Below are 23,666 nucleotides of genomic sequence, written 5' to 3'. Positions count from 1 at the left end.
TACGATGTTAAGCAAAAGACTGAAGTTTATACCTAGCATGTCTCGCAAAGCAAACTGCTGGGATAACGCGGTTATAGAAAGTTTCTTTTCACAACTAAAAACAGAGTTTCCTCATTTTTATCCGACTACTAATTTAGTGCAAGTACAATTGGACTTTAAAAAATATATCCGCTTCTACAATGAAGAACGTATACAGAAAAAGATGGGGTATGCATCTCCAAAGGAATACCATAAAAGATATCTACATGCAATTTAGGTTCTAACGAATATTAGAACCTAAATTGTCGAATTTGTTTATTGTCTATTTACCAGGGGCTTGACCACTGTCACCACCCGAACTATCTTCTGATCGACCTTGCCATTCTGATAAACGTATGACGCCTTCCCCGGACAGTAATAGAATATGCCATAATATTTTCTGGTACAGCAATTCCGTGGAATCCGGCGTCCCCAATATGGTGAATATCAGCTCCAGCCATTTTATTCTGAAGAGCGATCTGGCGGATTGTAGATTCATCCGCCCCTTCCTGGCTGGTTCCTATCGTGAACATCGTTAAGGCACCGTGTTTCCTGCCGATTTCCGCCCATAGAGCGGCTTTTTCCTGAGTCACACCTGGCACCGTACCAGGAGAAGGAAGTAGTACGACATCTGTACCCGCCTTCACGAATTCCTGAACAAGCTGCTCGGTAACTACCTCTTCATTCACTCCTGCACCGTGCATTTTCCCAGCAATTATAAGAGTGTCTTCTCCTAATATATCTCTTGCTCGCCTGATTGCCTTTACAATTTCGGTATTTGAAACACCAGTCTGGGGATTGCCTGTGAGACAAATAAAATCGATCCCCAGCTCCTTCACTTTTTCAAGTGTCTCAGCAGAAGCTGTCCGCCCCAGGGGGAGGGACTGGACAGTTTCAGAAAAATCAGCTTCAGGGTCAACGGGTTCCAGGTTAATGCCTAATGGCAGACCAGTCAGCATTCTGAATTCAGCCAGAAGATTGCCATTTTCAGCCGGCAGACCCTGAACTTCAGGATTGAAAACATCACATCCGTTAAGCAGGATCATATCCGCGCCAAATGCCGCTGCTATCTCTCCATTTGTTACCTCAGGATAAAGGGATGGGACTGCCCCAATAACTTCAGCTACGACTGTACGGCCTTCAGAAGCTTTTATTGCTTGTTTTAATTCGGGGCCAGTCATGGCAAGAAGCTCTGAAGACACTGAACTTAATAAACGCTTCATTCTTTTCTGTCCTTCATTTCGTCAGCCACAAACTCCACGTCCGTTCCGACGATAATCTGAATATTTTTGTCCCCTATTTTCATAACTCCTTTAGCTCCGTTTTTTTTCAGAGCGTCTTCATCCACCTGTCCCATATCTTTTACATTAAGCCGAAGACGTGTTGCACAATTATCAATGGAGGTGATATTCTCACTGCCTCCAAGACCGGCAATGAATTTTTCAGCCATCTGCCCATACTTTTCGTTGCCCTTGCTTGTTTTCTTCTCTTTTGGAGCATCCTCATCCATTACTATGTCTCCCTCCTCGCGGCCAGGAGTTTTCAGATCCAGTTTTACAATTAAGAAATAGAAAACCACAAAGTAAATAGCTCCGAAAACGAGCCCCTGAAATAGCAGTATCAGTGGATTCTGAGCGATACCAAAATTCAGCAGGTAGTCAAATGCCCCTGCAGAAAATCCGAAGCCGTGCCGGATATCAAGCATGACAGCCACCATCATAGATATACCGGTTAAAATCGCGTGAGTCACATAAAGCAACGGGGACAGAAACATAAACGAGAATTCAATCGGTTCTGTAATCCCCGTCAGGAATGAAGTGACCGCAATACCGATCATCCCCCCGGCTACAGCTTTCCTGTATTTCTTTTTAGCTGCAAAAATCATCGCAATCGCAGCAGCAGGAAGGCCGAACATCATAATTGGGAAAAATCCTGCCATGAAATACCCTGCCGAAGGGTCTCCGGCAAAGAACCGCCCAATTTCGCCTGTTGCACCTTCAAATTCACCAAAGACAAACCAGATGAGCGAGTTGATAACGTGGTGAAGCCCAATCGGAATCAGAATCCTGTTCAGGAAACCGTAAATTCCAGCACCTAATGCTCCGGCCCCTAGAATCCATTCGCCTACACCATGAATAAACTCCTGGACCGGCGGCCAGACAAATCCAAATATAAAGGCCAGGACCACCATCACCCCGCCCGTAACAATCGGAACAAATCTCCGTCCCCCAAAGAATGCGAGCCAGTCAGGCAGTTTAATATTGTAATATCTGTTATAAAGTAAACCTGCTATAACACCTGATAATATTCCGCCGAGTACTGACATATCAATATCCTCATTAATCGCGGCTGCTCCTTCTGTTAAAACAAAGTACCCGACTGCACCGGCTAATGCCGCTGCTCCGTTGCCGTCCTTTGACAGCCCTATTGCCACACCCAGAGCAAAAATTAAGGCAAGATGCGCAAATATCGCATCACCAGCAGCCGCCATAAAGGGAATACCGAGTAAGTCATCCTGTCCGAGACGAAGCAATATTGCCGCTGCCGGCAAAACCGCAACAGGAAGCATTAATGCTTTACCAATTCTTTGTAAAAAAGCTAACATTTTATCTCCCTCACTTTCTTTAAGAGAAGTATTTCCAAAGGGGCTTCATAAAACACTGTTTAAAAGTAAATATGACAGCGTTTCCACCCAAGATCAGAATATAACACACAAAAGTATAGTTGTCTATACCAATTTAATTCGTTATACTGGGTATAATAACACCAGGAGGAAAACACATTCAGCTTAAACAAACATGATTAAAATATATAAGTTCTTTTCTTTTTTTAAATTATATTTTGAGAAAATAGGTGGTAACTATGGGAAGCACGTTTTACATTTACGGCGGAAAAGCATTTATTGACGGGGAAGCCAGCTTAAACCGCCCTTTAATAAAAATTTCTCAAGGGAAAATAGAGACTGTAGCTCAAAATTCCCTCCCTCCCGAAGGAGCAACAGTGTATAAATTGCGAGATGACGAGGTAATCCTGCCAGGTTTTATCGATATTCATATCCATGGGGCCAACGGTGCTGATACGATGGATGGCACAAACGAAGCCCTCTCGACGATCGCTCAGTTCCTGCCGGGGGAAGGGGTTACCAGCTTCCTGGCAACGACAATTACTTCAAGCGTCGAAGAAACCTCCCTTGCTCTTAAAACAGCCGGACAATATAAATCCGAATCAGGAGCCGAGCTTCTCGGTGTCCACCTGGAAGGACCATTTATCAACCCGGAACAGGCAGGTGCCCAGCCTTCCGTTCACATCGTTCCTCCAGACCTGGAGTTGTTTAAGGAATGGCAGAAAATTTCCGGAAACAGTATCCGTATCGTTACTTTCGCACCTGAAGAGAAGAATGGCCAGGAATTAATGAAACATCTTTATGAGACAGGTGTGATTGGTTCAGTCGGTCATTCTGATGCTGCATTTACTGTAATGCAGGAAGCGGAAGAAAACGGCCTTTCCCATGCCACTCATCTGTTCAACCGGATGCGCCCCCTTCACCACCGTGAACCAGGTGTTGTAGGTTCTGTTTATTTAAGCGATAAGATAAAAGCCGAACTCATTCTGGATGAAATTCACGTCAGCCCGGAAGTTTCCCACCTCTCCTATCAGGTCCTGGGAAGCGACCGGCTCATACTGATCAGTGACGCCATACGCGGTAAAGGACTTGCTGAAGGGGAATACGACCTTGGCGGACAGAAAGTGACTATTAGTAACAGGGAAGCAAGATTAGAGGACGGCTCATTGGCAGGGAGTGTCCTGCATATGGATCATGCAGTAAGGAATGCTTTAAAATTCAGAAATATCAGCTGGTCTGATATCGTTAAGATAACATCTCTTAATGCGGCAAAATCGTTACAGATCGACCACCGGAAAGGCCGTATTGCTGAAGGCTGTGATGCTGACATTGTTATCCTCAGCCATGACGGACACGTAGAAAAAACTTTTTGCAGAGGTGAACAACAATGAAAATCATCCGTGTAAAAGATTATAATGAAATGAGTAAAACTACCGCGAAGCTTTTTTTCGATAAAATAAAGGAACGCCCCTCTATTCATCTTGGACTTGCCACAGGTGGAACACCGGTTGGAATGTATGAAAAACTCACAGAAATGCTGAGAAGCTCTACTGTTTCAACGGGGTCACTAAAAGTATTTAACCTTGATGAATATGCGGATCTTCCACAAAATGATTCAAACAGTTACTACTCATTTATGAAAAAACATGTGTACAACCCATGGGGATTGAAAGAAGACCAGTGTTTTATCCCGGACGGCACAGCGGAAAACCTTCAGGAAGAATGCAGACGATATGAGGCGTTACTTGATGAGAATGGAGTTGACATTCAGCTGCTGGGCGCCGGTGCAAACGGCCATATAGGTTTTAATGAGCCAGGCACACCGTTTGATTCCGAAACCCATGTTGAGAAGTTAAAAAGTACTACGAGGGAAGCGAACGCCCGATTTTTCCCATCGCTGGAGGAAGTTCCGACACATGCTGTCACCATGGGGATAAGCTCCATTTTAAAGGCTAAGGAGATCGTATTAATTGCCAGCGGAGAAGCAAAAGCAGAAGCGATAAATTCACTTGTGAACAGCTCAATGACCGAAGAATGGCCGATTACTGCTCTGCAGCAGCATCCTGATGTGACAGTAATCGTTGATGAAACTGCTGCCGCGTCCATTTAAGCTATTGAGACTTGCGAAAAGAAAGGGTCTGTTGCAATGATTAATAAAAACACACCTATTCCGATTTACTATCAGCTGCAGGAACAGCTGCGGAACAAAATTGAAGCCGGAGAACTGAAACCTGGCACTCCACTGCCGTCAGAAAGAGATATGTCTGAAACTTACAATATAAGCAGAATGACTGTCCGCCAGGCTCTCAACAATCTCATGAACGAAGGGCTTTTAACACGTATAAAAGGCAAGGGAACATTCGTGGCTGAAAAAAAGATCGAGCAGCCCCTTATGAAATTAACCGGGTTTTCTGAGGATATGAGAATGCGGGGTATTGAACCAGGGTCAAAGCTGATCAGTTTTAAGGTCGTCGATGCTGAGGATGGTGTCGCAAAACAGCTGGGAATAGAGCCTAGGGCTGAAGTTTACCAGATTAGCCGTTTGAGGCTTGGCGACGGTGACCCTATGGCTTATGAAGTGTCTTATCTCATTAAAGACCGGCTTCCCGGTTTGTCCGAAAAACATCTGGAAGGCTCGTTATACGATTACATTGAAAAAAGCCTGGGGCTGGCCATCCACCGGGCACGCCAGACGATAGAACCTTCTTTTGCCACAAAGCTAGAAGCAGAACTGCTGACGATCGATGAGGGCGCCCCTGTTCTGCTCCTTGAGAGAACGACATTTTTAAGCGATGACAGTACGGTTGAATATGTTAAATCTGTCTATCGGGGAGACCGTTATAAGTTTATTACTGAAATGAAACGTGAGGGGTAACAGCATGAACTTCAGATATATGCAGGAGATTGAAAAAATAATTAAACAACTTCGGGAATCAGAGGAGAATACATTTGAAGAAGCAGCCTCTCATATCATTCGCACACTCAGACAGGATGGCATGATCAAAATATCGTTTCAACCTCTCGCCGGAACCCTGTACTAGTCTGCAAAATCAGTCAAGAAAATGGAGCATCGGTGTTCGCCATCACTTCTCAAGCTTATACAACCTTATACAACCATCCACTGTCTTTCCGTCATCCGAAAAGCTTTTAATGGATATGGCAGACTGCACACTGGATAACCACAGCCCAGTTGGGGATGGTGTTAAGGCACCCTATCCTAGACACGCCCGAAAGCCCAACATCTACGGTTATCGGTTTCATCCTCCTTCACACTGTTTTCTAAGAAGCGCGTTCAAAATGCTCGCGTAGAAAACTCTCCGCTTCCTATATTGAAGAGTGGAAATGTAGATAATGCGGACGAATATAACAAAGCGCTGTTAGAAAGATATAAAACTAGGAATGAGCTATTGCAATAACTAGTTTAGCGAACGAAAGAAAGCCCATGATAACTCGAAGCCGCGGACTTTTTAGAGATAAGGTTGTTCCATACATAACTACAATTTCCTAAATCACCAAGAAATTCCATAGTTCATTCTTGGAAGAGTCACGGTTTTAACAAGAATTCTCCGACAGGGACAATGGCATCCTTCATAAGCCATACCAATGTTATGATACAAGAAATGGTTGAAACACCTTTTTAAGCAGATCGTTCAAATTGTCCACTCGAGGGATTAATTTATCCTGAATCTGTACTCTCACTTGATCAAAGTTTTGACCTTCAAATAAAAAGGTTACTTGTTCCAAGCTCAGTTTTACTTCTTCCATTTGATTTAATGTGAGTCCTGTAGAGTCCAGCTCTGTTAAAAGTCCGCTTAAAGAATTTTCTAGTGAAGCAGATGCTAGGTTAATGTCGCTAATCAATTGAACAGCCTCAGATGTGAGCCCTTCTTCTAGCTGTTTAACAATGTGTGTTAACCCTTCTAACACAGTATCTATTAAACCTAGAGATTGTCTCATTACCTCTATTTGTTCTTCCATTTAAATTCACTACTTTCTATTTAAAATGCATTCTTCAGCCAATTTTTATTACTCTCATACCACTGAACAGTCTTTATTATACCTGACTCAAATGATGTTACTGGCGACCAGCCTAATTCAGTTTTAATTTTACTATTATCAATGGCATAGCGTCTATCATGACCTAAACGATCCTGTATATGCTTAATATAGCTTTCACTTTTTCCTAGTAGCTTTAATATTAGTTTTACAATTTCAATATTCTCTTTCTCATTGTTTCCGCCTATATTATAAACTTCACCATTTTTCCCTTTATGTAACACTGTATTAATAGCAGAACAATGATCTTCTACGTAGAGCCAATCGCGTATCTGCTTTCCATCCCCATAAACAGGTATTGTCTTGTTATTTTGAGCGGAATTAATGATCAATGGAATTAATTTTTCTGGAAATTGATATGGCCCATAATTGTTTGAACAACGAGTAATACATACTGGTAAGCCATATGTTTCAAAATAAGCTCTAACAACCATATCAGCTGAGGCCTTGGAAGCTGAATATGGACTATTAGGGGCTAAAGGTGTTTTTTCTGTAAATACCCCTTCTTTCCCGAGGGTTCCGTATACTTCGTCAGTTGAGACTTGAATGAATTTAACATTCTCTCTATATTTTAAATTGTATTTATCATTACTATTTAATTTCCATGACTTTCTGGAAACTTCTAATAATGCTTGTGTGCCAAGTACGTTCGTTTGCAGAAAAATTTCAGGATTATCAATACTTCGGTCTACATGCGACTCAGCAGCAAAGTTTATCACCGTATCAAACTTATATTTAGCAAATAAATCTTCAAGTAATGCTAGATCTGCAATGTCACCTCTAACAAAATCATATCGTTTATTATATTCAATATCTTTTAGGTTACTTAACCTGCCTGCATAGGTCAATAAATCCAAGTTAACAATATAATCATTAGTATTACATAGCATATACTGTATAAAATTTGTCCCGATAAATCCAGCTCCGCCTGTTACTAAAATAATCTTTGGTTTTTCTTTTATTGTATTCATGCCTTTATTTGCTCTCCTTCTATTGGAGCTTACTAATTTCCACTAAATAATTGCCATAATCGGTTTTCATCAATGGTACCGCTAGAGTCAAAAGCTGTTCTTTCGATATATACCCTTTTCTGAAAGCAATTTCTTCTATACACGCTACATATAAACCTTGCCTCTTTTGTATAGCCTCGACGAAGTTCCCTGCATGCATCAATGATTCATGAGTCCCTGTATCTAGCCATGCAAGCCCACGTCCCATTACTTCTACATTTAATTCACCTTTCTCCAAGTAATCCTCAATAACCGAGGTAATTTCCTTCTCCCCACGTTCTGATGGTTTAACCTTTTTTGCCACTTCAACTACTTCATTGTCAAAAAAGTACAGACCAGGTACTGCTAAGGAAGATTTTGGATTTTTGGGTTTTTCTTCAATAGAAATTGCCTTTCTATCTTCATCAACTTCTATAACACCATATTGACTTGGGTCTTTAACATAACAACCAAAAATAATTGCACCTTTTGTTAATGAAGCAGCTTTTTGCAGTTTGTTCCCGAAATTAGAACCATAAAAGATGTTATCCCCTAACACTAATGCTATTGGCTCATTTTTTATAAATTTTTCACCGATAACAAACGCTTCAGCTAACCCATTTGGTTTGTTTTGAACAGCATATTCAAGACTTAAGCCCAATTTACTTCCGTCTCCTAGTAAATCCTTAAACACAGCTAGATCCCGTCTTGTGCAAATTATTAAAATTTCCTTTATACCTGCCAGCATTAATACGGATAAGGGATAATAAATCATAGGTTTATCATATACAGGCAGCATCTGTTTTGAGATAGAATTCGTTAAAGGATAGAGGCGCGTCCCGGATCCCCCAGCTAATATAATTCCTTTCATCTCACTCGCCTCACTATATTTTTCAACTTCTATTTTCACGTTGTATTTTTTGTATCAACTTGCAAATTTTTTTTACACTATTTAAGCTTAGTTGTCCATAATATGGCATTGCCAGTACTTGTTTAGCAATTTTATGAGCTGTTGGAAGGTTGTCTGATTTGCTTGATTCAATTTCAGAATACCATTTAAATTCACTACAGAGGTGTGAAAAATACTTTCTTGTAAATATATTATATTTTTTTAATTCTTCATGTATAAAATCTCTAGACAAGCCGAATTCGTCTTGATCAATCTCTATAACAAAGTACTGGTAACTGCATTCTATCCCACTAAGATTAGTTACTATTCGAATTCCCCTAATTTTGTCTAATTCTTCTTCATAAACTTTTTTAATAACATGTCGTTTACTTCGCTCTTCTTCGACTAATTTTAGTCCCTCTATGCCTACTCCTGCTTGTATTTCATTGAGCTTCGCATTAAGCCCTGAGAGGACGACCTCTTCATTTCCGTTTAAACCAAAATTCTTTAATAGAGATAACTTCCTATTTAGCAATTTGTTATTATAAACTAAGGCTCCGCCCTCAATGGTGTTAAATAATTTTGTAGCATGAAAACTAAACATTGTTATATCTCCATATTGACCAATAGGTTTATCTCCTATATAACTTCCAAATGCATGAGCACCATCATAAATCACCCTAAGATTATACTTTTTGGCTATTTTTTCAATTGTATCTACTTCACAATGATTTCCAAATACATGAACAGCAAGTATAGCACATGTTTTTTCAGTTATAAGTTCTTCAATTTTATTAGTATCAATATTATAAGTTTTAGCATCGATATCACAAAACACTGGTGTTAAACCATTCCAATCTAAAGCTTGAACAGTTGCCGGAAAGGTAAACGGAGTAGTTATAACTTCACCTTTTAAATCCAATGACTTTAACCCTAATAATAAGGCTAATGTTCCGTTGTTGAAAAGAGAGAGGTTGGGGATATTCAAGTACTTTTTTAACTCCTCTTCTAATGCTTTGTGCACGTTACCATTATTAGTCAACCATTTACTTTCCCATATTTTCTCCATTTGATTAGTTACTTTATCTAAATCAGGCATTAATGGCTGATTAATATAAATTGGTTCTTCAAAAGTGTCTTTCATGTTGACTCCCTTTCTATTAATCCCCTAAAACTTCCTTCAAGTATTTAGTCCTTATAGCTTTCAAGTTAGCTTTGTTTTCAACATATCTTTTGGATGAATATAGCTTCTTCTGTTTGTTAATTACATTTTGAACATTACTCTCAATAATGTTAAGAATATTAATCAAATCTTTTTGTAAGAAATCAGTTTCACAAAATTCTATCCCTTCAAAGGCCGTTCTTAGCATTCCCATCCCTTTATTATACGTATAACGGAAATCTCCCCTTTTATCATATAATCTAAAGATAACGGGTGTTTCTACACTCAGGGACAGTACTAAACCATGGTAACGGGCGGTTATCATTAACTTAGCATTCTTAATAATAGAAATTGCATCCTGAATCGGTAGATACCCTATCTCATCAATATTGTATATTTCAGTTTGTTCCATTATTTTGTGCAAATATTTGGCCTGGTCTGAACCATATTCTACTAAATCATATGGTAACAGCACGATCGAATATCCATACTTTTCATATATCTTCTTTGAAAAGTTAATTAATTCTTGTTCATTATCTCTTAGTAATTCCATCGGGTAAAAGGTTTCCATAACTATATAATTTTTTTGTTGGATTTCACGATGTAATTCTTTGTTAACTATTGTAGGATTAACTAAGTACATATCATCTGGCAGATAATCAACATCTTTACTTTCTATCCCTGCCTCCATTAAATGTGATAGTGAACAATAGTTATCACGAATTGCTATTTTAGCTCCCTTAATATACCCAAAGAAATAACGATAAAATTCTTTTGTCTCATCAAATGGACCAATACCGTTAGCAGTAAAAACAACCTTTTTTTCTTGCTGCCTAGCAACTAATATAGGGGCCATTATTTTATATAATTTCTCTAACCTTTCAGTCCAAAAATGATTGATCCATCCTCCACCACTTATCACTAAAACATCTATCTTTTTTATAGCCTTTTTAAGTTCATTTAAGTTTTCCACCCTCATTAACACATCATAAGGGGTAGAAAAATACTTTTCCTGCTGTTCTTGGTTATTATCTCTTTCTTCTTTTAATTTTACTTCAACATATTCGGTATTAAATTCACTACAATAATCATCTAACGATATCTGAGGAAATTTAGAAGAATAAGTAAATATTACAAAATCCTCGCATTCCAAATCATACATATTATTCAATAACATTCCCCAGTCTCCGAAATTTGCCGTAGAATAGGGGCCAACAAACCCAATTTTCAGCTTTTTTCCCATCTAAGTATCCTCTCCAGCCTTATGACATTTCATCCAATAGACACTCTACTGCATCAACATCAAAAACAGGAATCCCACATATTTCCTTGACTGATTTTCTTTCAAAGAAATAGTTATCAATAAATACAGCATTGAAATGGTCTATGTAATCTGCTTTCTTCTTATCAGGGGGAATCAATATTATTTCATCAAACAATTCATCACTTATACGATACTTTTTCAAAGACTGACTTAAATCTCCAGGATGCTTTGTTAATAAAATTACTTTTTTTCTATTATTTAAACACTGAAAAATTAATCGCATTAACAAAGTGTTAACTTTACCATTAACAATTAATGTATCATCAAAATCTATATATATCTTGTTGTAATAATATTCAAGTTTGTAACTATTTTTCAAACACCTGTCCAGTAAAATATTATGTTTATTAAATAACATTTCAACATCGTACTCTAATAGGTCGAAAAGTGATAACAACGAAAAATTAATTCCCAATTGTCTATATAAACCAACTGTGGATGCCTGCCTTACAGAAAATTCCATTAATTTAAATTTGTCTTCCTTATCACCTTTTACTTGAAAAAACCATGCTCCTCTAAACTTAAACTGACGATTAAGTGTATGTGCGATTTCATTAATTTCTTTATTTATTTCAGTACTCTCAGAATGGAAGGAAATACCCATGGTTACACGTTCTCTTGTTCTTGGTCCAGCAAATAACAACTCTCCTTTACGATTAGTGAAACAATCAACCGTAAACTCTTCCCCAGGGAGGTATTCACATATAACGAATTCATTTAGCTTTGAAAACATACCCTCGAGCCCTGAGTTTTCATGTATTACCTTAGTAAATCTCCCTCCTTCTCCTATATCTGGTTTTAAAAATACAGGGTACTTATCAACTTCGTTTTGAGATTTGTATACTTTCGGTATAAAATCGTAACCTCTTAAAGTCCTGTATGTTTCCTTTTTACTTCTAGCCACCCGAGTAGTATTTATTTCAGAACAGACTAATCTGGCATTTATTAAATGACTATTTTCCGATAAAAAAAGTGCTACGGAGTCATGAGTGGGAAAAATAAAATCAATCTTATATTCCTCGATTAACTTATTAAATCTCTCAATGAAATTTTCATCTGTTATATATAAAAAGTCTCCCTCGACATACCTATCTGGATGGTAAATGTATTTAGCATGATCTCCCACTCCTGATGCTCCGAAAACATTAAAGTGTAAATTATATTTTAAAGAGTTATATATTTCGATTCCTGTTTCTGAACCAGCTGGAAATATTAGGACATTATATTTATTCATAATTCCCCCCACAGCTTAGTGAAAATTCCGATAGCATATTATATACATCTTTTTTTGAGTTAAACATTAATACATCAATAATAGAAAGGTTAGGATTAAAGGTGTTTTTAAACTGCTTGTATTTTAAATCCCTTGATTTTAAAAACTTAAGTTTAATATTATTATTTGAAAAGGCTAATTGAGAATAAAGATGGACTCCTCCTGAAGGATTTATATATTCTTCACCGTTTAGCGTTTTTATTATATCTATTATCTTATCTTGACCGTGTAGAGAGTTATTTTTATTTACTGCAGAGGAAACAATTATTTGTGTATCTATAGATAAATAATCACAAATTCTTCTAATTAAATTCTCTAGAAAGACAGCCAAATTCTTTTCATTATAGTTTATTATGTTTTGTATCAAAGGAAATACTTCTGAAAAATATGGTGCTTTATAATAACTGTACATGATTGTTTTTATCAGAGCTTCATTAACATCGTCGCCTAGAATATCTAATTGATTGATAAGCTTATTTTGACTCGCCTTTTTTACAGGCAGGCTTATTAACTTACTTTCTCCGTTCGTTAAAATCCTATTTCTATTTATCCATCCTGCTTTTTTGTAGTTTACATCGTCATAAATAACAAATGTATTGACTGTATATATTAATTGCCAATACCCTATATAAGGGAAAAAATAAGGCTGCATTATTCCTATTCTCCCCAGTTTAATCTCCTCCTAATACCGGCCACCCATACTGATGCCATCCCCTCGTGTTTATCAGATAAGGCAGGAACGATGTCCCTAATAGCCATTTATTTAGTGTACCTTATTTGTTAAAGTTAATTTTTCTAGTATTGCATTATAAACAACCGGATAGTCCTCTGAAATATAATATAATAATTCCATTGCACCTTTTCTATCCTTGTTATACAACATGGTTTGACAGCGCCATAAAATATAACTATAAATTCTAAGCTTAATCCATTCATTAAGCTGATATTTATTAAATACCTTTTGATCCAATATTTGTTCTTTTAACTGATGCAATTGATTCAAGGTAGTTTTATCAGCCCATTTAGGCATGTTGATAGATATACTATTTTTGTGAATTCTATATGAACATACACATCTTTCAATAAACCCTACATCACCAGCTAACATAAGCTTCAGATATAAAAATAAGTCCATATGTTTTGTATCATAACCATAATTGGTGGATTTTAACTTTCTCATATCGAATACTGTAGTAAGTATACCAGTTATGTGAGGGTATCCCTTTTTTTCGTAATTCAGGAAATATTCTAACCCATTGGTAATTGGTTTATTGTCAAATTTTGTATAGCTTTTTTTTCCGGTTATTTCATTATTGATTATACAATTCGCCCAAACAAAAGCTACATTCTTATTGTTTCGTAAAAAGTCAACAGCTAAAGATAAATAAGTATTGTCAATGAGACAATCATCATGATCAAGGAACATCCCGTACTCCCCGTCTGCATGGTTATACAGTATATTGATGGGGTTTTTACCTGCTCCTAAGTTTTCACGGTTCCTAATATACTTCACTTTTTCAATACTTGAAAACTCTTTCATCATCAGGTGTGTTCCATCTGTCGAGCAATCATCCCCTACAATAATTTCCATATTGGGATAATCTTGGTTCAAGCAACTTTCGATTGCCTGCCTTAAATTTTCTTTTTGATTATAAGTCGGAATGATAACTGTTATTTTAGGATACTGAATATCTTTAACCTTAATCATATTATCATTATGCATAATATCATTAATTTCATCTAGTACATCATTTATATGCTTTATCAGCTTATCATTGTGTGCATGACTTTTTGCTTCACTATACATTTTAATTGCTTTGATATAGTGCATTTTAATTTGATAACAATAGGCTAAATTATAATATAAATCAAAATTAGAATTATCTTTGTCAAGCCCGTCTAACAACAAAGCCTCTGCTTCTTCAAGGCTTCCTTCTTTTATTTGTATTACTGCTTTAATTGAATAAAGTTCAATGTCGACTTCTTCACCAATTACACCTTCGTATTCTATAATTAATCTTTTAGCTTCTGACAGATACTCTTCATTAATTAATGATATAATTTTATCTTTTAGCTTTCTTTTCAATGCAATAAATTCATCGGATTGAGATACTAATATGCTATTACTAGCTTCGATATTAGTTTGACCCTTATGTTTTTCTGATATAGAGAGAACATAATCTATTACATCACTCCCCTTTGGAAAAGCCTTGACGGCATGACGAAGGTGTTTAATATACATTTTATCATTTGCATCCTTTTGTAAAGCGCAAGAAAGATGTAGTAAAAAAACGTCTTCTTCATTTTTTACATCGTATATGATAGCTTCCTCTATAATATTTCTGTTGTATGAATAATTTATATGCTTTATGCCGTACTCGATGTAGTTCTTAATCAAATAGGATTTTTCTGCACTATCAATAGCTTTATTTTCTAGTATATATACTGATGAAAGTATTTTTACCGCTTTCGCAACTAATCTGGAATCTTCTTTTCGTTCAATAAGAGAATGTAAAAGTTCCAATACTTTTACTATGGAATCTCTATTTTTATACTTGATATATGTTAGTATGCTTTTTAAATGCTCTTCCCTTGTTTTTTCTACTAGGGAAAGGATTTTTTTATCATCATTCATTATAGAATAAATGATCTCTCCATAGTAACCTGGGACATAATTGAAATCGACTTTCTCAAAAACGGCATTGTTCAAAGTACTGTCAAGTCTGAACTGGTTTAACAGGCCGTAGTCATTGTTTAAATTAGATATAGTTCTAATAAATTTAATTTGGTCTTGAGAATCTAGAGTGTTCTTCTTCCTTTCTAACAATTCGCAGAAAGCTTGACTTAAAACTGTACTGTTTATATTCTCAATCTTATCATTATAGAAATCTATTATATGTTCAAAATGTTTTCCTTCAGTAAGTATATCTATCACTAGTGCAGAAGATTGCTTAATTATTTTTTTCTCTGTTATTTTGTTGATATAACTTAACGAAGCTTCTATATTATTTTCTCTATAATATAATTCTGCTAACATTAAAAATGCATCTTCTTTTTTGGTAATTGTAAGTGTTTTAGTAGATGGGTCGTGCACTGTTTCTAGCTTATCTTCCTTGAGTTCTTTTAATAGAGTAAGGTATTTTTTAAGGCTGCAGATCGCATTTTTATTATCTTTTATATGAGTTTGAGATAAACCTAAAAAGAAATACAAGTCGATATATCTATCTTTTAAGGAGATCGCTTCTTTACATATTCTTTCTGCTTCTACGTATTCATTGTTAAGAATTAATGTGTGAGCTAAATTGGTATACAGATACATCCTTCTAACAAGAAGCCCGCCGCCTTCATTTTTTGCTGCTTCATAAGCCTTTCTTGCCCATTTTAAAGCATCTGGGTTGTCATTGTGCATGGCAAAGGTTACAGAAAGCTGATATAAATTATAAACATTATGTGGGTCCTTCTCTATCTCTTCTTCAAGTAAATGCTTATTTCTCTTAAACTTCCTCTCCATTAATAAAGGGTCTTCCGAATTATATCCATAATGTAAAATTGTTATAGCAGATTGGTAGATAGGCGTTTTATACATGGGTTGCTCATGAATTTTACCTATATATTTAAAACTTTTAGTCTTTCTAAACAGTCTTAAATTCCAAGCCTCTCCGTACTCATTATCATCACTTTGCTTAGTAATATTTTTAAATCTGATAGAAACTGCATTATACTTTTTTGATTTTCTTGAATTAATAAATTCAACGACATTAGCAGGGTTTTCAATAATTTCGTCACCATCTAAAACGAATAACCATTCTCCCTTAGCATAACTGATAGTCTTATTTCTCATTGACGAAAAGTCGTCGTTCCACTCATGGTAATACACCTTGGAAGTATATTTTTTTGCTATTTCTACCGAATTGTCTACTGAACCTGTATCAACGATAATTAGCTCAGAATCTAATCTATATAATATTTCACTTACACTTTTCAATACAGCATCCAAGTGTTTTTCTTCATTCCTTATCATCATAATAATACTAAGTTTCATAATTTGTTTTTCACCTCTAATTAGTATATAAATATAGCTTTCCTGAAAGTTAGAACATTGTTTTCAAATCTTCAGGAAAATATATTTCAAATAAAAAGGAGAGTCCTGGTTAGACTCCCCATTAGAATTTTAATTACCCAAGTAACTGTAATACAGACTGTGGCTGCTGGTTAGCTTGAGCTAACATTGACTGTGAGGCTTGTGAAAGTATATTAGCCCTAGTCATTTCCATCATTTCACGGGCCATATCTACATCTCTTATTCTTGATTCTGCTGCTGACAAGTTCTCTGAGGCATTATCTAAGTTAGCAATTGTGTGCTCTAATCGATTTTGCATTGCACCAAGGTATGAACGACCACTTGATACAGCTTCAATTTGAGTATTTATAGTATCAATTGCAGCCGTAGCACTAGTGTGGCTGTCTAATGACAAACTAGATACACTATCATGGACACTTGTTAAATCAACCCCAGTTGTAGTGAAGTCAATTGTTGTATTTTGTCCAGAGTTAGCACCAGTTTGAATTTCAATGTTTGAGGCAGAGCCATCTAATATATTTTTTGTATTAAATTGTGATTCGTCTTTAATTCTTGCAATCTCTGAAGATAATTCATCAAACTCATCTTGAATCGCTGTGCGGTCTGCTTCAACATTTGTATCGTTAGATGCTTGTACAGCTAGTTCACGCATTCTTTGTAAGATGCTATGTGCCTCTTGGAGACCACCTTCAGCTGTTTGAATCATTGAGATACCATCTTGAGAGTTACGACTAGCTTGATCCAAGCCACGGATTTGTGCGCGCATTTTCTCAGAAATTGATAGACCTGCTGCGTCATCTCCTGCACGGTTAATACGAAGACCTGAAGACAGCTTCTCCATTGAATTTTGCATTGCACCTTGGTTAGCTCCAAGTTGACGATGCGTGTTTAATGCTGAAATATTGTTATTAATAATCATTGATAAATTCCTCCTTGAATTTAGGTAAGTTTACTTCCATTCACATCCTTGTGGTGGAAGTTCGTTTGTCTGGCCAGCGGGAGAGGTGTCGGCCGCCACCTTCCTTTTGACCGTTACATATTTTATATCGGCAGTACTTCCTGTTTGTTTAATAAAATCAGGAAAAAAATATAAATAAAAAAAACGAAGGAACCTTCGTCCCTCCGTTTTCGCTAATCAACCTCAAATATTATCAATTTTTAACTAGAAAAATATTAAAGCTACCGTCTTGCCTCGACCCATCCGTTCTTGATGGCGGTGACCATGGCGTGGGTGCGGTCGTTTGCTTTTACCTTTTTCAGCAGGTGGCTGATGATTGTGCTGACCGTTGACGGTGCCAGATAAAGCTTTTCAGCTATTTTCTGGTTGTTGTGGCCGTCCAGAATTAGCTGGAGCACATCCTGCTCGTTATTTGTGAGAATTCCGTCCACAAGATCTTTGTTAAGAACAAGCTGATCAATCGGCTGATCCTTAAGCTTCTTTCTTTCAATCTCGTTTACGAGATCCCGGTGCAGGCACGGCTCAAGGAAAACTCCTTTTTCTTTCACAAGATCCATCATTGTTTTACAGTGGCTTTTTAAATATCTCAGGGAGACAATACCGTTAACCGGATAATGGAGATAAGGGAATAATTCCTTGTCCGTACAAGATTTATGTACGAGTAAAATGTTTAAATCCGGGTCGTCTCCACGCCTGTTATACACTTTCTCCAGAGAATTGATTACTTTCTTATCATAACCGTCAATAAAGTAAAAAAGACAATTGTAGGATGACGTTTCCAGCGGAAGCTTTTCCTCTTTGCTGATTCCCGCTGGTTCGAGCTGGCGGGAAATCTCTGTTATAACACCGTTTGAAATTTCGTCTTGTCCATCAACGATGAGGATATTCAGTCTGTCAGTAGGGCTTTTTTGTACGTCCATAGTTGCTAGCATGAAAGTCTCCTCCCTTCCTATCCTTTTATTTAGGGTTCCTAAATATTACCTGAAGTGACAAGAACCAATGGTCATCATTTACTCTTTTTAAGGTTTCTTTGTTAGTCACAGAACAACTGAGCATCCAAATTGAGGAAAATAATTTTCCTGTTGGCTAAAAAAATACTGTGCCTCTGTATTATTCTGAGATTAGTCGTTGTTTTTGTCTGTCGCATTGGTGAGCTGCTTCAGCACATCGAGGGAACTTGATGCAGCGGCGTTGTTTTCTTCCTGAATCGCCAGGTAGATTTCCTTCCGGTGGATATCAATGTTGCGGGGCGCGCTGATCCCCAGTTTTACCTGGTCCCCTTCAATACCGATAATTTTCACTTCCACGTCATCGCCGATTTTGATGGATTCATTGAGCTTTCTCGTGAGTACAAGCATGAGTTACCTCTCCCCTCTGCCGGCTTCTGCTGGCTGTACCAGCGGATGCTTCGTGTTATAGGAGGTATCACTCAATACGATCTGCTTCCCTTTTTGCTTCCTGCTGTTAATTACGATGGGGCCGCTCAGGTTTGCTGTAGACTTTTCCAATGTGTCGCGAAGTGTCAGTATGACAAATACTGCTACATCATTTTTGTCTTCAATTTCAAGCTGTTCGATGACACTGTCTGTAAGCTTTGCTTCGTATTGCGGGAAAAACTGAAATGGAGTCATCACTACGAAGGCGAGTCCTGCTGTATTAACTGACTGAAGTATGTAAAACGGGCTTGGCGAGTCACTGAATGGCAGGAGAATAAATTCTTTTTCCTCTTCAAAGCTTGGGACACCGTGTTCGAATGCTATGATATTTTCACGGTCAATTGTTGTCTTTCCGGTGTACTTTGTTTCAATTTGCAAGGTTAATCACTCCAATGAAGAAAAATTTTACCTTCATGCTAAATATTTTCCTCTGAAGTGCTTGTATAAATTTTAGCACATTTTCGAGGAAATCTTACCAATTCAAAATTTTTTTAAAAATCAGCCACTCAATCACTCAATTATTGTAACACTTTTGTGGATTAAGCAGTTTTTTAATATTCGGTTAAATTTATTTGCTGCTATTGTCACTTTAAAGCTGCAATGTTTTACAGTACACCTATAAGTTATTGCCCCTTAAAGCTGCTGATTCACCGTGCTTCCTGCAACCGAAAAGGTTATCCAGTTTTTCTGTTCAAGGTAAACGTCTGCCTGCCATTTCGGAATATGTATTTCCGGGTCGTTTTTCCTTGCGTGAATCGTCGGTTTCCCCCATTTGGATTCAATGTTCAGCTCTGAAGGGACAAAATTAAACCGTACTTTAAAAGCGCTTTCCGGCATCATAACCAGTCCAGCCTGGCGCTGCGGCTTCTCGCCGTTTTGTCTGGCGATAGATGGCAGGGCATTCGTTCCGTTCTCAATTTTTTTCAGCTGTTCCCCCTGGCCCGCTGTTTTGGCGATATAAGCCATGGCAGCCTGCTTTCCAGCTTGTGACCATTCTTTCAATTGTCTTAGCGGTGCTTTCAGATTCGCATCTGCAAAGGCTTCTGACTGATCGATATACATTTTTGAAGCTGTCCGGCTGATGTTCAGCGTACCAGCCAGGTCCTGATTGATCTCCAGAGTGGCGGAAGGCTGGCGAATGCTCATCTGGGGCCGGGAATGTTGAATAGCTGTCCTGGCGTTCTGCTGCTGGATTTCAATTTGTGGCATTTTCATCTGAGATTCCCTCCTCCACTTCTTTACACTGATAAAGAAAACTTGGCAAGCTAAGCCTTAAAAGGCGAAGGATTGCCTTAAAGCTCGCCAATCGGCTAGTCTTCTTTACCCAGAAAAGCAGAAGCCATTAGCTCCTGCCTTCTAAGTTCGTTATCTTAAAAAGTCCATCAATGTTGGCTGCATGATTCTGGAGGTGGATGCTAGTGCTGCCCGGTGCACGTTTTCAGCGGCCAGAAGTTCCGTAATTACTTTTTCGATGTCTGCATCTTCGTTTTCAGAAAGAATTCTCTTCGCAATAACTTCCTGCTCCTGGATTCGGTCATCGATCATTTCCACCCTGTTGTAACGGGCGCCAAGCTCCGCTCTTTCGTTAACAACCTTCTCGATCTGCCTGTCAAAGCTTGCGATCAGTCCTGTCAGCTCTTCTGATGTTGTGGACGGGTCTTCCAGCGCTTTTTCCAGCTGGATAATATCACCGAAGAAATCGGCGGAAAAGACTTTGCCTGGGTTAACATTTACCGGTACATTAACCCCTTTCATAAGCTCGATCTCCACTTTTTCGTTGTTAGTAGAGACTGCCCCTTTTTCAGAAACAACGACTTGACGCTCCAGCAGCTCATTTGTTCCCCCACTGCCGTTATTATAAATAATTTCCTGATTTTCACCGCCAAGGTCTGTTATCGTAATTGTTTCATCGCTGTCAGCTTTTCGGAAGACAAGTCCTTCTCCTACATGTTCTGTATCGAGCTCGTAAACTTTACTGTTGTAAGTAATCACGTGGCCGGCTGGATCCTCTGAAAGCACCCCTACACCTATATTGATTTTATCAGCGCTCACAGGAGCATTTTTTGTGTTTGTTCCGTTAAAAATAAATTTATTATTTACTTTCGTGTTTGCCAGTGATTCAAGATGCTCTCTCAGCTGGCGGATTTCCTGGGCCATATTTTTCCGCTGCGTTTCTTCATAGGTATCGTTAGAAGCCTGTACAGCCAGCTCCCGCATCCGGTGCAATGTGCTGCCCGTTTTATCCAGTACAGCATCCCCGTTATCCATCCAGTTGTACACCTCGGACAGATTCCTCTTAAATTGGGTCACTTCCGTTGACTGGGTCCGGTAACGCATTCCGTTCATTGCCACTACAGGATCCTGGGAAGCCCGGCTGATTTTCTTTCCGGTAGAAAGCTGATTCTGTAATGTGTGGAGGTTTTGATAACTCTGGCTCAAATGGCGCAGCGAGCTGTGTGTCAGCATCGATTGGGTTACCCGCATATCGTTCACCTGCTTTTTTTCAATTTTGCTTGTAAAAATTAATAGTAGCCAATCTGGATATTAACGTCCGACTACTCCCATACCGTTAATGATCCGGTCAAGCATTTCGTCGATTGTTGTTATATTTCTAGCGGCTGCATTGTATGCATGCTGGAACTGGATCAGATTGGACATTTCCTCATCAAGGGAAACTCCGCTGACAGACTGGCGCCGCCCTTCCACAGAGTCTTTTAACACAGCTGTATTTTTCATCATTCGCTCTGCTTCATTTGTCCTTACTGCCATTTCACCGATAACACCCTGATAATATGTCTGGATGTTTGTTCTCGTACTGCCGAAATTAAGGGTAGCATCCTTAACCCCTGCAAGGGCAAGTGCATTAGAGCCGTCTCCGGAGAAAGCTTCTTCCCTTTCCGCTCCGTTTCTTGCAGCACCTGATGCAGCGATGTTATTGAGATCATTCATATCGGTGTGGAGCATAAGGCGTTTTGCCGCTCCTGCTATATTTCCTGCATCAGGATTAATTGAAGGCTGGCCTGAAACTTCAGCAAAGGCAAAAAAGTTGTAGCCGGTTTTTGCTCCATCCTCAATCTCTGACATACTCCAGCCTGAACTGTGTACAGCATTAAATTCAGCGGCAAAAGTCGCCGCCATGAGGTCAAGCTCCTTCATCATATCCGGATAGAGTCCCTTTTCATTGCCGGATTTGTCGTTATATCCATAGGCCTCGATAGTCGCCCACAGTTTCCCCGGAGAATTAAAATGGTCCATACTGTCCAGAAAAATAGCCCGGCTGTTCCCGTGCAATTCATTTACATCTTCAATATCATCCATTAATTTTGCAGGGACGATAAAAATTCCGTTCACTGGCCCGCTGCCATCTTCACCTGCGTAAGTAAAATGAATCTCATTGGATTCAAGGCTTCTGCCGTCTACAAGTGTAAAGCCCGTCTCTTTTCCCTGGTCATCCAGGAGCTTAATAGTATATCTTCCGTCGGCCACTTCTTTTGAAAGCCCGCCACTGCCAACCTGCTCCACCTTTATATTTATGTATTGGGAAAGTTCATCTACAAGGAGATCCCGCTGGTCATACAAATCGTTCGCCAGAAACCCATGAGGCTCCACACCTGCAATTTGCTTATTTATATTATTGATCTGTGTGAGAAGAGAATTAACTTTATTCGTCTGCACACCAATCTGGTTTTGATAATCGCGCTGGATCGCTTCCAGTGACTCGTATGTATGGTTAAAAGTTTCAGCTAATGCGATTCCCCGTTCCCTTACGACTGAACGGGCACCGGAATCTTCCGGATGAACGGCAAGATCCTGCAGCGACTGCCAGAAACGGTCCATCGTATTGGCAAGGCCGTTCTCCGTCGGCTCATTCATAATATCTTCCATTTTGTGAAGAGCGGTGTGCCTGCCTTCCCAGTAGCCATTCTTATTGCTTTCTGTCCGGAACTGCGTATCGAGGAATGCTTCCCTTACCCGCTGAATCTCGCCCGCTTTTACACCAGTACCTATCTGCCCCGGGATACCTGGTTTATTAAAGCTGGGGGACGGAAAGGCTTCGGTCTGGGTAAAATTCACACGCTGCCGTGTATAGCCTGGAGTGTTGGCATTGGCAATATTATGTCCGGTTGTATGAAGTGCTGCCTGCTGAGTCGCAAGAGCGCGGCGGGCAGTCTCAAGCCCGTGAAACGTAGAAGTCATTGATTTTTCCTCCATCTTACTTAATGTACTGCTTATCGTATTTACGGGTTAATTCCCGGTTTTTGCTGTAAATTTACTGATGGCGAAATGAGTCGACCTGTTTACGAAATTCAGTGTCCCAGCTCACACTTTCGAATCAAACAGGGAACGGCCTCCAGCCTCATAATCATCTTTATCAGTGGATTTGGCGCCAGGGTGGTTGTAGTTGCCGTATTCTTTCTGCGGGTGAAAAGAATCGAGAGACATATTCACAAAACGAAGTGATTCTTCAATCAGCTGCTGGTTAAACTCGTTTTGTTCCTTCAGCTTGTTGATCTCGGTGATGAGGCGCCGCTGCCAGTACTGAAGAGTTTTCCGGTCTTCTTCCGGGAAAAATTGAAGCAGATGCTCCATCGTCACATCCTCGCTTACAATCCCTCTTTCCTGCATCCACATTTTCACTGTCTGCTCACGGGTGTACTCAAGTTTTCTCAGCTTGGAAACCAGCATGGATTCGTCCTTAATAATCTGGTCAAGACCGGCCATATTCCCTGTCTTCACCGCCTCCTGCTTCTCCAAAGCCTTTTTATTAAATTCCTCGTGCAGTACCGTCATTGCCTGAAAAATAGTAAGCAGCTCTCTCGCCAACCTCATCACACCCTTTGGCATTTTTATAAAAAA

The 23,666-nt window shown here is 38.8% G+C and carries 23 protein-coding genes; 5 read left to right on the top strand and 18 right to left on the bottom strand.

Going from position 1 to position 23,666, the window contains the following annotated elements; all coding sequences use genetic code 11:
* On the top strand, nucleotides 1-256 hold a 256-nt coding region (locus BK582_RS08660), incomplete at its 5' end, for an integrase core domain-containing protein (RefSeq protein WP_218190717.1).
* Between the two features lie 82 nt (nucleotides 257-338).
* Here the strand turns inward: BK582_RS08660 and BK582_RS08655 are convergent.
* Both BK582_RS08655 and nagE read right to left on the bottom strand, forming a co-directional pair.
* Nucleotides 339-1,241 carry a DUF7916 family protein gene (locus BK582_RS08655; RefSeq protein ID WP_078594322.1) on the bottom strand — a complete coding sequence of 301 codons (903 nt, stop codon included), beginning with the start codon at nucleotides 1,239-1,241 and terminating at the stop codon, nucleotides 339-341.
* Complete coding sequence (nagE, locus tag BK582_RS08650) at nucleotides 1,238-2,623, bottom strand: N-acetylglucosamine-specific PTS transporter subunit IIBC (protein WP_078594320.1); 1,386 nt, start codon at nucleotides 2,621-2,623, stop codon at nucleotides 1,238-1,240. Before nagE ends, BK582_RS08655 begins: the two co-directional genes overlap by 4 nt.
* 257 nt (nucleotides 2,624-2,880) lie before the next feature.
* Between nagE and nagA the strand changes: the two genes are divergently transcribed.
* From nagA to BK582_RS26880, 4 genes are read left to right on the top strand one after another with little or no spacing between them, the layout of a single operon-like run.
* The gene (nagA, locus tag BK582_RS08645; RefSeq protein WP_078594318.1) at nucleotides 2,881-4,032 is read left to right on the top strand and encodes an N-acetylglucosamine-6-phosphate deacetylase; all 1,152 of its coding nucleotides are present in this window, start codon (nucleotides 2,881-2,883) and stop codon (nucleotides 4,030-4,032) included.
* Entirely contained in the window at nucleotides 4,029-4,751 is a 723-nt protein-coding gene (gene nagB / locus BK582_RS08640; protein ID WP_078594316.1) for a glucosamine-6-phosphate deaminase, read from the top strand. Before nagA ends, nagB begins: the two co-directional genes overlap by 4 nt.
* 36 nt (nucleotides 4,752-4,787) lie before the next feature.
* Nucleotides 4,788-5,516: a GntR family transcriptional regulator gene (locus BK582_RS08635; RefSeq protein ID WP_078594313.1), complete on the top strand. Its 729-nt coding sequence runs from the start codon at nucleotides 4,788-4,790 to the stop codon at nucleotides 5,514-5,516.
* 4 nt (nucleotides 5,517-5,520) lie between these two features.
* Nucleotides 5,521-5,682 carry a hypothetical protein gene (locus tag BK582_RS26880; RefSeq protein WP_169910913.1) on the top strand — a complete coding sequence of 54 codons (162 nt, stop codon included), beginning with the start codon at nucleotides 5,521-5,523 and terminating at the stop codon, nucleotides 5,680-5,682.
* A gap of 565 nt (nucleotides 5,683-6,247) precedes the next feature.
* On the opposite strand, the gene BK582_RS08630 is transcribed toward BK582_RS26880, so the two are convergent.
* The 16 genes from BK582_RS08630 to BK582_RS08555 all read right to left on the bottom strand — a co-directional run bounded on the left by BK582_RS08630 (nucleotide 6,248) and on the right by BK582_RS08555 (nucleotide 23,633).
* Nucleotides 6,248-6,619: a DUF8042 domain-containing protein gene (locus BK582_RS08630; RefSeq protein ID WP_078594311.1), complete on the bottom strand. Its 372-nt coding sequence runs from the start codon at nucleotides 6,617-6,619 to the stop codon at nucleotides 6,248-6,250.
* Nucleotides 6,620-6,639: 20 nt separating this feature from the next.
* A complete protein-coding gene (gene rfbB, locus BK582_RS08625; RefSeq protein ID WP_078594308.1) occupies nucleotides 6,640-7,668 on the bottom strand; it encodes a dTDP-glucose 4,6-dehydratase in 1,029 nt (342 codons plus the stop codon).
* 19 nt (nucleotides 7,669-7,687) lie between these two features.
* On the bottom strand, nucleotides 7,688-8,557 hold the full coding sequence (rfbA, locus tag BK582_RS08620; protein ID WP_078594306.1) for a glucose-1-phosphate thymidylyltransferase RfbA: 870 nt from the start codon (nucleotides 8,555-8,557) through the stop codon (nucleotides 7,688-7,690).
* A 22-nt stretch (nucleotides 8,558-8,579) separates the two neighbouring features.
* Complete coding sequence (locus BK582_RS08615; RefSeq protein WP_078594304.1) at nucleotides 8,580-9,719, bottom strand: DegT/DnrJ/EryC1/StrS family aminotransferase; 1,140 nt, start codon at nucleotides 9,717-9,719, stop codon at nucleotides 8,580-8,582.
* Between the two features lie 16 nt (nucleotides 9,720-9,735).
* The gene (locus tag BK582_RS08610) at nucleotides 9,736-10,980 is read right to left on the bottom strand and encodes a polysaccharide pyruvyl transferase family protein (RefSeq protein WP_078594301.1); all 1,245 of its coding nucleotides are present in this window, start codon (nucleotides 10,978-10,980) and stop codon (nucleotides 9,736-9,738) included.
* A gap of 19 nt (nucleotides 10,981-10,999) precedes the next feature.
* Nucleotides 11,000-12,295, bottom strand: coding sequence for an ATP-grasp domain-containing protein (locus BK582_RS08605; RefSeq protein WP_078594298.1), 1,296 nt, complete (start codon nucleotides 12,293-12,295; stop codon nucleotides 11,000-11,002).
* Nucleotides 12,288-12,986, bottom strand: a complete 699-nt coding sequence (locus tag BK582_RS08600) for a WbqC family protein (protein WP_078594296.1) — start codon at nucleotides 12,984-12,986, stop codon at nucleotides 12,288-12,290. The genes BK582_RS08605 and BK582_RS08600 overlap by 8 nt, the downstream gene beginning before the upstream one ends.
* Before the next feature lie 111 nt (nucleotides 12,987-13,097).
* Nucleotides 13,098-16,376 carry a glycosyltransferase family 2 protein gene (locus BK582_RS08595; protein WP_078594294.1) on the bottom strand — a complete coding sequence of 1,093 codons (3,279 nt, stop codon included), beginning with the start codon at nucleotides 16,374-16,376 and terminating at the stop codon, nucleotides 13,098-13,100.
* A gap of 133 nt (nucleotides 16,377-16,509) precedes the next feature.
* Complete coding sequence (locus BK582_RS08590; protein WP_078594292.1) at nucleotides 16,510-17,334, bottom strand: flagellin N-terminal helical domain-containing protein; 825 nt, start codon at nucleotides 17,332-17,334, stop codon at nucleotides 16,510-16,512.
* Nucleotides 17,335-17,594: 260 nt separating this feature from the next.
* Complete coding sequence (locus BK582_RS08585) at nucleotides 17,595-18,305, bottom strand: response regulator transcription factor (protein WP_078594289.1); 711 nt, start codon at nucleotides 18,303-18,305, stop codon at nucleotides 17,595-17,597.
* A gap of 189 nt (nucleotides 18,306-18,494) precedes the next feature.
* Complete coding sequence (gene csrA, locus BK582_RS08580; RefSeq protein ID WP_078594287.1) at nucleotides 18,495-18,731, bottom strand: carbon storage regulator CsrA; 237 nt, start codon at nucleotides 18,729-18,731, stop codon at nucleotides 18,495-18,497.
* A gap of 3 nt (nucleotides 18,732-18,734) precedes the next feature.
* Entirely contained in the window at nucleotides 18,735-19,187 is a 453-nt protein-coding gene (fliW, locus tag BK582_RS08575) for a flagellar assembly protein FliW (RefSeq protein ID WP_078594285.1), read from the bottom strand.
* Between the two features lie 255 nt (nucleotides 19,188-19,442).
* Complete coding sequence (locus BK582_RS08570) at nucleotides 19,443-20,024, bottom strand: DUF6470 family protein (protein WP_078594283.1); 582 nt, start codon at nucleotides 20,022-20,024, stop codon at nucleotides 19,443-19,445.
* 150 nt (nucleotides 20,025-20,174) lie between these two features.
* Nucleotides 20,175-21,293, bottom strand: coding sequence for a flagellar hook-associated protein FlgL (gene flgL, locus BK582_RS08565; RefSeq protein WP_078594281.1), 1,119 nt, complete (start codon nucleotides 21,291-21,293; stop codon nucleotides 20,175-20,177).
* A 60-nt stretch (nucleotides 21,294-21,353) separates the two neighbouring features.
* On the bottom strand, nucleotides 21,354-23,006 hold the full coding sequence (flgK, locus tag BK582_RS08560) for a flagellar hook-associated protein FlgK (RefSeq protein WP_078594279.1): 1,653 nt from the start codon (nucleotides 23,004-23,006) through the stop codon (nucleotides 21,354-21,356).
* Nucleotides 23,007-23,129: 123 nt separating this feature from the next.
* Nucleotides 23,130-23,633, bottom strand: coding sequence for a flagellar protein FlgN (locus BK582_RS08555; protein ID WP_169910911.1), 504 nt, complete (start codon nucleotides 23,631-23,633; stop codon nucleotides 23,130-23,132).
* Nucleotides 23,634-23,666 lie beyond the last annotated feature (33 nt).

Source organism: Evansella clarkii (assembly GCF_002019695.1).
GTDB classification, from domain to species: Bacteria; Bacillota; Bacilli; order Bacillales; family Salisediminibacteriaceae; genus Evansella; species Evansella clarkii.
The sequence above is the reverse complement of the archived record's forward strand: the minus strand, read 5'-3'. Positions and strand labels throughout refer to the sequence as shown.